The sequence below is a fragment of the Pseudomonas sp. genome, from assembly GCF_030147005.1.
GTDB lineage: Bacteria > Pseudomonadota > Gammaproteobacteria > Pseudomonadales > Pseudomonadaceae > Aquipseudomonas.
In genome coordinates this window covers 1-8,856 of the sequence record NZ_JASLAW010000040.1, presented here as the reverse complement: position 1 = coordinate 8,856, position 8,856 = coordinate 1, and the positions used below count along the sequence as shown (strand labels likewise).

The window sequence follows — 8,856 nt, the reverse complement described above, 5'->3', positions numbered from 1 at the left end:
GCTTGCTCCCGTTGGGGCGCGAAGCGGCCCCAAAAATGGGACTGCTACGCAGTCCAGCGGGAGCAAGCTCCCTCGCCACAGTGACCGGTTCTGTCTTAACTGACTGGCATTAGGGCAAGCCCCCTCCCACATTTTGGTCGCGGGGCATCAGTTAGAGAAGCTTCGGCTCCTGGGCCGCCACAGGTTCAGGGCCGTGCCAAAGTTGCGTAGATACCTATGCCGCGATGAGGCCCTCTCGGTCACCGCCAACTTCCCCTGTAAACCCCGCATAAAGCCACTCTTTACGCCATCTTTACGCCCCGCGCCCCGCCTCGCTCTCGTTCCTTTACACCCCTCCTGCGGACAATTGCCCCACACGCGGCACTCGCCGTTAAACGGAGAAACTTCCATGAGCGTTCTGGACGGGGTGTCACTGCTATTGGCCGTGGCGCTGTTCATTTATCTGCTGGTTGCGCTGTTACGCGCGGATCGGAACTAGGAGCAGGCTATGCACAGTTATGACTATTGGCTGATCATCGCCTTCTTCGCCGTGGTACTGGTGCCGGCACCGTTTCTGGGGCGGTTCTATTACAAGGTGATGGAAGGCCAGCGTACCTGGCTCAGCCCGATACTGGGGCCGGTGGAAAACGCCTGTTATCGCCTGTCGGGCGTGGACGCCCAGCAGGAACAGAGCTGGCAGAAATACATGCTGGCGTTGCTCGCGTTCAACCTTGCGGGCTTCTTGCTGCTGTTCGCGATCCTGTTGTTTCAGGACTATCTCCCACTCAACCCGCAGAATTTGCCGGGCCAGGAATGGACGCTGGCCTTCAACACTGCGGTCAGTTTCATGACCAATACCAACTGGCAGAACTACAGCGGCGAAGCCTCCCTGAGCTACCTCAGCCAGATGGTCGGCCTGACCGTGCAGAACTTCGTCAGCGCCGCCACGGGCCTGGCAGTCCTGGTTGCGCTTTGCCGTGGGATCGGTCGCAAATCCACCAAGACCTTGGGTAACTTCTGGGTCGACATGACCCGCGCCACCCTCTACGGCATGCTGCCGTTATGCCTCGTGCTGGCGCTGTTCCTGGTATGGCAGGGAGTGCCGCAGACCTTCGCCCATTACGTTGATGCCGTGACGATGCAGGGCGTGGATCAAGTCATCCCCCTTGGCCCGGCAGCCAGCCAGATTGCGATCAAGCAATTGGGCACCAATGGCGGTGGCTTTTTTGGAGTGAACTCGGCGCATCCGTTCGAAGACCCGACAGCCTGGGCCAACCTCTTCGAAGTGGCGTCGATCATCCTGATCCCGGTGGCCCTGGTGTTCACCTTCGGCCACTACGTCAAAGACCTACGGCAGAGCCGGGCCATTCTTGCATGCATGCTGGCCTTGTTCCTGATTGGCGGCGCGACGTCGCTGTGGTCCGAATACCAGCCCAATCCGACCCTGAACAACCCGGCCGTGGAACGGACCGCGCCGCTGGAAGGCAAGGAAACGCGCTTCGGCACTACGGGCACCGTGCTGTGGTCGGTGACTACCACTGCAGCGTCCAACGGCTCGGTCAACGGCATGCAGGACAGCCTCAGCCCTCTGAGCGGGATGGTGGCGCTGGTCAACATGATGGTCGGCGAAGTGATCTTCGGCGGCGTCGGCGCGGGCATGTACGGCATGTTGCTCAACGTATTGATCGCGGTGTTCCTTGCCGGGCTGATGATCGGCCGCACCCCGGAATACCTGGGCAAGAAACTTCAGGCCAGGGAAGTGCAATTACTCGTGGTGACCTTGCTGGTGATGCCGGTGGGTGTGCTTGTGTTGGGTGCCATTGCCGCCAGCCTGCCGGGCCCGGCCGGTGCCATCAGCAACCCTGGCCCCCACGGCTTCAGCCAGTTGCTCTACGCCTACACCTCGGCCAGTGCCAACAACGGTTCGGCGTTCGGCGGTTTCAGCGGCAACACCGCGTTCCACAACCTGATGCTCGGCCTGGGCATGTTGATCGGCCGTTTCGGCTACATCCTCCCGGTATTGGCCCTGGCCGGTAGCCTGGCGATGAAGAAGACCGCACCGATCGGCCAGAACAGTTTCCCGACCCACGGCCCGTTGTTCGTGACCCTGCTGACCGTGACCATTTTGCTGGTGGGCGGCCTGACGTTCCTGCCGACACTGGCGCTGGGTCCTATCGCTGAACACCTAAGCATGGGCTTCTAAGTAGAAGGGATATGAAAATGAACATGTCTGTAAAAAATGCTGCCCCTGCGCGCACTCAGGAGCCCGCCAAAACCGCCATCGCTGCTCTGTGGCGTCCGGCATTGGTCCAGGCGTTCGTCAAGCTGGACCCACGCCAACTGCAGCGCTCTCCGGTCATGTTGGTGGTCGAGCTGACCGCCATCCTTACCACCGTGCTGTGTTTTGTGCCCGACGCCACCGTGCCGACCTTCGTGGCCGTGCAAATCGCTGTGTGGCTGTGGTTCACCGTGCTGTTCGCCAACTTCGCTGAAGCCTTGGCCGAAGGCCGTGGCAAGGCGCGCGCCGACAGTCTCAAGGCCGGCAGTGAAGGCCTGAGCGCACGTCGCAAGGAGGCCGACGGCAGCTTCAAGGTGGTACAGGCCACCAGCCTGCGCAAAGGCGATGTGGTACGCGTCGCGGCGGGCGAAATGATTCCTGGCGACGGCGAGGTGATCGAAGGTATCGCCGCCGTCAACGAAGCGGCGATCACCGGCGAGTCCGCCCCGGTGATTCGCGAGTCCGGCGGCGACCGCTCGGCCGTCACCGGCAACACACGGCTGGTGTCCGACTGGCTGCTGATCCGCATCACCGCCAACCCCGGCGAGTCGACCCTGGACCGCATGATCGCCCTGGTCGAAGGCGCCAAACGCCAGAAAACTCCCAATGAAGTCGCGCTGGACATCCTGCTAATCGGCCTCACCCTGATCTTCCTGCTGGTGGTGGTGACCCTGCAACCGTTCGCCCACTTCGCCAATGGCAGCTTGCCCCTGGTGTTTCTGGTCGCACTGCTGGTGACGCTGATTCCTACAACCATCGGCGGCTTGCTGTCGGCCATCGGCATTGCCGGCATGGATCGCCTGGTGCGTCTCAACGTGATCGCCAAGTCCGGTCGCGCGGTGGAAGCGGCAGGGGATGTGCACGTATTGCTGCTGGACAAGACCGGCACGATCACCTTCGGTAACCGTCGTTGCTCGGCAGTGGTTGCGGCGCCCGGCGTCAGCGGCCGGGAAGTGGCTGAAGGGGCGTTGTTCGCCTCCCTGGCGGATGACACTGCGGAAGGTAAATCCATCGTCGAATACCTGCGCGCCCTGCACCCTCAGGCAGAGCCGACGCCGGATGAACTGACCGCCGTACCCTTCAGCGCCGAAACCCGGTTGTCGGGTGTCGACTATCAGGGCCGCGTGTTCCGCAAGGGCGCGGTGGATTCGCTGCTGGCGTTTATCGGCCAGCAACGCGGCGATCTGCTGCCGGCGTTGTCGCGGGAAATCGACAAGATCGCCCAGAGTGGCGGCACGCCGTTACTGGTGTGCGCCGATGGCAGATTGCTTGGTGCGATCCATCTGAAAGATGTGGTCAAGCCCGGTATCCGCGAGCGTTTCGCCGAGTTGCGCAAACTCGGGATTCGTACGGTGATGGTCACCGGCGACAACCCGCTGACCGCCGCTGCGATTGCCGCTGAAGCGGGTGTGGATGACGTACTGGCTGAAGCCACGCCTGAGAAGAAACTCGCGCGTATCCGCCATGAACAGAACGATGGCCGCCTGGTCGCCATGTGCGGCGACGGCGCCAACGACGCGCCGGCACTGGCCCAGGCCGATGTCGGCATGGCGATGAACGATGGCACCCAGGCTGCGCGTGAAGCCGCCAACATGGTCGACCTCGACAGCGATCCGACCAAGCTGCTGGACGTGGTACAGATCGGCAAGGAGCTGCTGGTGACTCGGGGCGCGCTGACCACCTTTTCCATCGCCAACGATGTGGCCAAGTACTTCGCGATCCTGCCGGCGCTGTTTGCCTCGATTTATCCGCAATTGGGCGTGCTCAACGTCATGCACTTGCAGAGCCCGCAGAGCGCGATCCTTTCGGCCATCGTGTTCAACGCGCTGATCATCGTGGTGCTGATTCCCCTGGCCTTGCGCGGTGTGCGGGTGCAGGCCGCGAGTGCGGCGGCATTGTTGCGCCGCAACCTGCTGATCTACGGCCTGGGTGGGCTTCTGGTGCCATTTGTGGGCATCAAGGCGATCGACATGCTGCTGACGGCGCTGCACCTGGTGTAACCCTGCGGCTTTTGTGGCCCGATTTAGTGAGGATTTGACGATGACTAACATAATTCGCCCGGCCCTGAGCCTGCTGGTGCTCATGACCCTGATCACTGGCGTCGCCTATCCGCTGGTGGTGACCGGCGTCGCGCAAGTGGCCTTTGCGGACCAGGCCAACGGCAGTCTGGTGCGCGACGCCAGTGGCAAGGTGCGCGGCTCCAGCCTGATCGCCCAGGATTTCAGCGGTGACGGCTGGTTCCATCCACGTCCCTCGGCCGGGGCGTTCGCGACGGTCTCCAGCAGTGCCAGCAACCTGAGCCCGAGCAACCCGGCGCTGGCGACGCGTATCTTCGATGACGCAAATAAACAACGGGTGCCTGGCCAGGGGCCGGTACCGTTGGCCTCGTTGACGACTTCGGGCAGCGGGCTTGATCCACACTTGCCACCGCAGGCGATTGCCTATCAACTGGCGCGAGTGGCGGCAGCGCGGAATGTGCCGGTGTCGACCTTGCAGCGGTTGCTGGATGAACACATCGAACGCCCTTTGGTTGGGCCGCCTGTAGTCAACGTACTGGCACTGAACATGGCCCTGGAAAAACTCTGAGCCCCTGTGGGCGCGGGCTTGCTCGCGAACGCGCGGGCTCAGCCGACATATCCGTCGACTGACACAGCGTTTTCGCGAGCAAGCCCGCTCCTGCATTTGATCTCCATTGACCCTGATCACATACAAAGCTTAAGGATACTGCCCGCATGAGCGACTCCGGCCGCGCCGATGCCCTGCTAGCCGACTTGCCCCGCAACGGCCGTGGCCGGCTCAAAGTTTTCCTCGGCGCCGCGCCGGGCGTAGGCAAGACCTACGCCATGCTTCAGGCTGCCCATGCGCAACTGCGCCAGGGCGTGGGGCTGATCGCCGGCGTGGTCGAAACCCATGGCCGCGCCGAGACTGAAGCCTTGCTCAGCGGCCTGCCGCAACAACCGCTGTTGCGCAGCGAATACCGTGGCGTGATGCTTGAAGAAATGGACCTCGACGGCCTGCTCGCCGCCAAGCCCAAGCTGGTGCTGGTCGACGAACTGGCCCATAGCAATGCCCCCGGCAGCCGTCATGAAAAACGCTGGCAGGACATTCAGGAATTGCTCGCGGCCGGCATCAACGTGTTCACCACGGTTAACGTCCAGCACCTGGAAAGTCTCAATGACCAGGTGCGTGGCATCACCGGTGTGCAGGTGCGTGAAACCCTGCCGGACTGGGTGCTGCAGGAGGCCGACGAGCTGCTGCTGATCGACCTGCCGTCCCGCGAATTGCTGGAGCGCCTGCGCGACGGCAAGGTGTATGTGCCGGAACAGGCGCGTGCGGCCATTGATGCGTTTTTCACTCAGACCAACCTGATGGCCCTGCGCGAGCTGGCCATGCAGACCGCTGCCGCCCACGTCGACGACGATCTGGCCCAGGGTTACCGCCAACTCGGCCAAGCTGCGCCCGCGGTGCGTGGGCGTCTGCTGGTGGGGGTCGATGGTGACGCACACGCCGAACGTCTGGTGCGCCATGCCAGCCGGGTCGCGCAGCGTCGGCATTTGCCCTGGAGCCTGGTGCATATCGACAACGGCCGTGCGCGGGATGAACAGTCACGGCTGCGCCTGCAAAATGCCCAGCAACTGGCTGAACGCTTGGGCGGTGAGGTGGTGTTACTGCGGGCGGGCGAGGTGGCCAAGACGTTGATCGAGCATGCCGCCGAACGCCGCGCCAGTCTGGTACTGGTAGGGCAATCGCGCATGCGCTGGCGTCGACGGTTGTTCGGCGGCGGCCTCGCCGCACGTTTGCTGCGCACTGCGCGGGGCCTGGAAATCAACGTGCTCGACAGCGACGATATTCCTGCATCGCCGCGCTTGCCGGATGTGCGTGGGCTGCGGTGGTTCGACTACGCCCTGGCCGTGGTGGCGACCGTTGTCGCGGCCGGATTGGCCTGGGGTGTGTCCAGCGTATTGCCGTTGCCGAATATCTCGCTGGTGTTTCTCGCGGCGGTGCTGCTGGTGGCGGTGCGCAGCAGCCTGGGGCCTTCGCTGGTGTGTGCGGGGTTATCGTTCATGACCTACGACTTTCTGTTTATCCCGCCGAACTTCTCCTTCTCCATTCAGCGCGAAGAGGATGTCCTCACCCTGTTGTTCTTCCTGTTGATGGCGGCGCTTACCGGCAATCTGGCCGCGCGCCAACGTCGGCAGTTACAGGCGCTGCGCGATACTCAGGAAGAAACCAGCGAGCTGCTCGACCTGTCACGCAAGCTCACCGCCGCCACGGATCGCCAGGCGGTGATCAGTGCGGCGGCGCATCACTTGCAAGGCTGGAATGACCTGGATTTATGCCTGGTCAATCGCGATGGCCAGGGCGGTTGGACGATCGAGACCGGCGGCCCGCTGACCCTCACCGAGGCCGAACGTGCCGCCGCCGACTGGGCCTGGCAGCATGACCAACCGGCTGGCATGGGCACCGGCACCTTGCCTTTTGGACGCTGGTGGTGGTGGCCGTTGTCGGGTGAAGAAGGCCCGCTCGGTTTGCTGGGCGTCAGCGCGAAAGCCGGCATGGAACTGAGCGGCCAACGCCGTCGTCTGCTCACGGCCCTGAGCCAGCCGTTGGCCCAGGCGCTGGCCCGTGCGCAGCTGGCGCAGGAGTTGGAGTCCGCACGTTTGCACGGCGAAACCGAACAGCTGCGCAGCGCCTTGCTCGCCTCCGTATCCCACGATTTGCGCACGCCGCTGACCTCCATGCGCGGCAGTATCGACAGCCTGTTGGCGCTGGGGGAGGCGATCCCTTTGGAGGATCGTCGCGAATTGCTTGAAGGCACCCGCGATGAAGCCGAGCGCCTCGACCGTTATATCCAGAACCTGCTGGACATGACCCGCCTGGGGCACGGCGCGCTGAAGCTGGCGCGCGATTGGGTATCGCCGGGGGATATCGTCGGCAGCGCCCTTGGCCGATTGCGCGCGGTGCTGGCACCGTTGCAGGTGAACACCGATGTGCCGCCTGAGCTGCCGTTGCTTTACGTGCATGCGGCATTGATCGAGCAGGCCTTGGTCAATGTAATGGAAAACGCTGCGCGCTTTTCGCCGCCCCAGGGCCGTTTGCAGTTGAGCGCCGGTGTGGTGGATCACCAGTTGTTTTTTGCCGTGGCCGATGAAGGGCCAGGCATTCCGGAAGACGAACGCGCAAAGATCTTCGATATGTTCTACACCGCAGCGCGCGGTGATCGGGGCGGGCAGGGCACTGGCCTTGGACTGGCGATCTGCCAGGGAATGGTCGGCGCGCACGGTGGGCACATCAGCGTGGCCGACGGTATTGAAGGGCGGGGCACCTGTATTACCTTGTTTCTGCCGTTACACTCTCAACCGAGTTTGGACACTGACCTTTGAACCGTCGGCTTCTTGGGCGCACGCCCGTTGTGGCGAGGGAGCTTGCTCCCGCAGGGCTGCGCAGCAGCCCCAAAACCATCCGATCGAGATGCGTCAGGTGCACCCGCCTGACCTGTTTGGGGAGCGCTTCGCACTCCAGCGGGAGCAAGCTCCCTCGCCATAACAAGCTCGCTCCTACAATGGTTTGTTTTTAATGGATTTTGATTGGACACCATGAGCCAGACCGCGACGATTCTAGTCATTGATGACGAACCGCAGATCCGCAAATTCCTGCGCATCAGCCTGGCCTCCCAAGGCTATAAGGTGATTGAAGCCGGGACCGGCAATGAAGGCCTCGCCCAAGCGGCATTGAGCAAACCTGATTTGCTCGTGCTTGACCTGGGCTTGCCCGATATGGACGGCCAGCAAGTGCTGCGCGAGTTTCGTGAATGGTCGACGGTGCCGGTATTGGTGCTGTCGGTGCGGGCCAGCGAAGGGCAGAAGGTCGAAGCCCTCGACGGTGGCGCCAACGATTACGTGACCAAGCCCTTCGGCATCCAGGAGTTTCTCGCCCGCGTGCGTGCGCTGTTGCGTCAGGCACCGGCGGGGGAGGCTCAGGAGGCCGCTTTGAATTTCGGCCCGCTGACGGTGGACCTGGCCTACCGCCGCGTCCTGCTCGACGGCGCCGAAGTGGCACTGACGCGTAAAGAATACGCAGTGCTCGCGCAGTTGGCGCGGCATCCGGGGCGGGTGATTACCCAGCAACAATTGCTCAAGGATATCTGGGGGCCGACCCACACCGAAGACAGCCATTACCTGCGCATTGTGGTGGGCCATTTGCGCCAGAAGCTGGCGGATGACCCGACGCAGCCAAGGTTTATCGTGACCGAGGCGGGCGTGGGGTATCGGTTGCTGGATGCCTAGATTGTTAACGCCAACGCCCTATACCACATCGAACCTGTGGCGAGGGAGCTTGCTCCCGTGGGTGCCGGGCCGTCGACACTTGGCTGACGGCTGCCCCGCGTACTGAAATGTCAAAGCTGGCTCGCCTGCGAAGGGCGGCCCGACAGCCGACCAACATGTCATTCCCTTGCAGGAGCCGGGCTTGCCCTAATGCCAGTCAGTTAAGACAGAACCGGTCCCTGTGGCGAGGGAGCTTGCTCCCGCTGGACTGCGTAGCAGTCCCATTTTTGGGGCCGCTTCGCGCCCCAACGGGAGCAAGCTCCCTCGCCACAG

6 protein-coding genes are annotated in these 8,856 nt (G+C 63.0%); all 6 read left to right on the top strand.

The features are described 5' to 3' along the window. The first annotated feature begins 388 nt into the window (after positions 1 to 388). Positions 389 to 478 carry a K(+)-transporting ATPase subunit F gene (gene kdpF / locus Q1V60_RS03540; protein WP_003218754.1) on the top strand — a complete coding sequence of 30 codons (90 nt, stop codon included), beginning with the start codon at positions 389 to 391 and terminating at the stop codon, positions 476 to 478. A 9-nt stretch (positions 479 to 487) separates the two neighbouring features. Further along, entirely contained in the window at positions 488 to 2,182 is a 1,695-nt protein-coding gene (gene kdpA / locus Q1V60_RS03535; protein ID WP_300627464.1) for a potassium-transporting ATPase subunit KdpA, read from the top strand. Between the two features lie 11 nt (positions 2,183 to 2,193). Continuing rightward, positions 2,194 to 4,257: a potassium-transporting ATPase subunit KdpB gene (gene kdpB / locus Q1V60_RS03530; protein WP_300627462.1), complete on the top strand. Its 2,064-nt coding sequence runs from the start codon at positions 2,194 to 2,196 to the stop codon at positions 4,255 to 4,257. A gap of 40 nt (positions 4,258 to 4,297) precedes the next feature. After that, positions 4,298 to 4,843, top strand: a complete 546-nt coding sequence (gene kdpC / locus Q1V60_RS03525; RefSeq protein ID WP_300627461.1) for a potassium-transporting ATPase subunit KdpC — start codon at positions 4,298 to 4,300, stop codon at positions 4,841 to 4,843. Positions 4,844 to 4,989: 146 nt separating this feature from the next. Next, complete coding sequence (locus Q1V60_RS03520; protein WP_300627460.1) at positions 4,990 to 7,641, top strand: sensor histidine kinase KdpD; 2,652 nt, start codon at positions 4,990 to 4,992, stop codon at positions 7,639 to 7,641. Positions 7,642 to 7,854: 213 nt separating this feature from the next. Continuing rightward, complete coding sequence (locus Q1V60_RS03515; protein ID WP_300627459.1) at positions 7,855 to 8,544, top strand: response regulator; 690 nt, start codon at positions 7,855 to 7,857, stop codon at positions 8,542 to 8,544. The last annotated feature ends 312 nt before the right edge of the window (positions 8,545 to 8,856 follow it).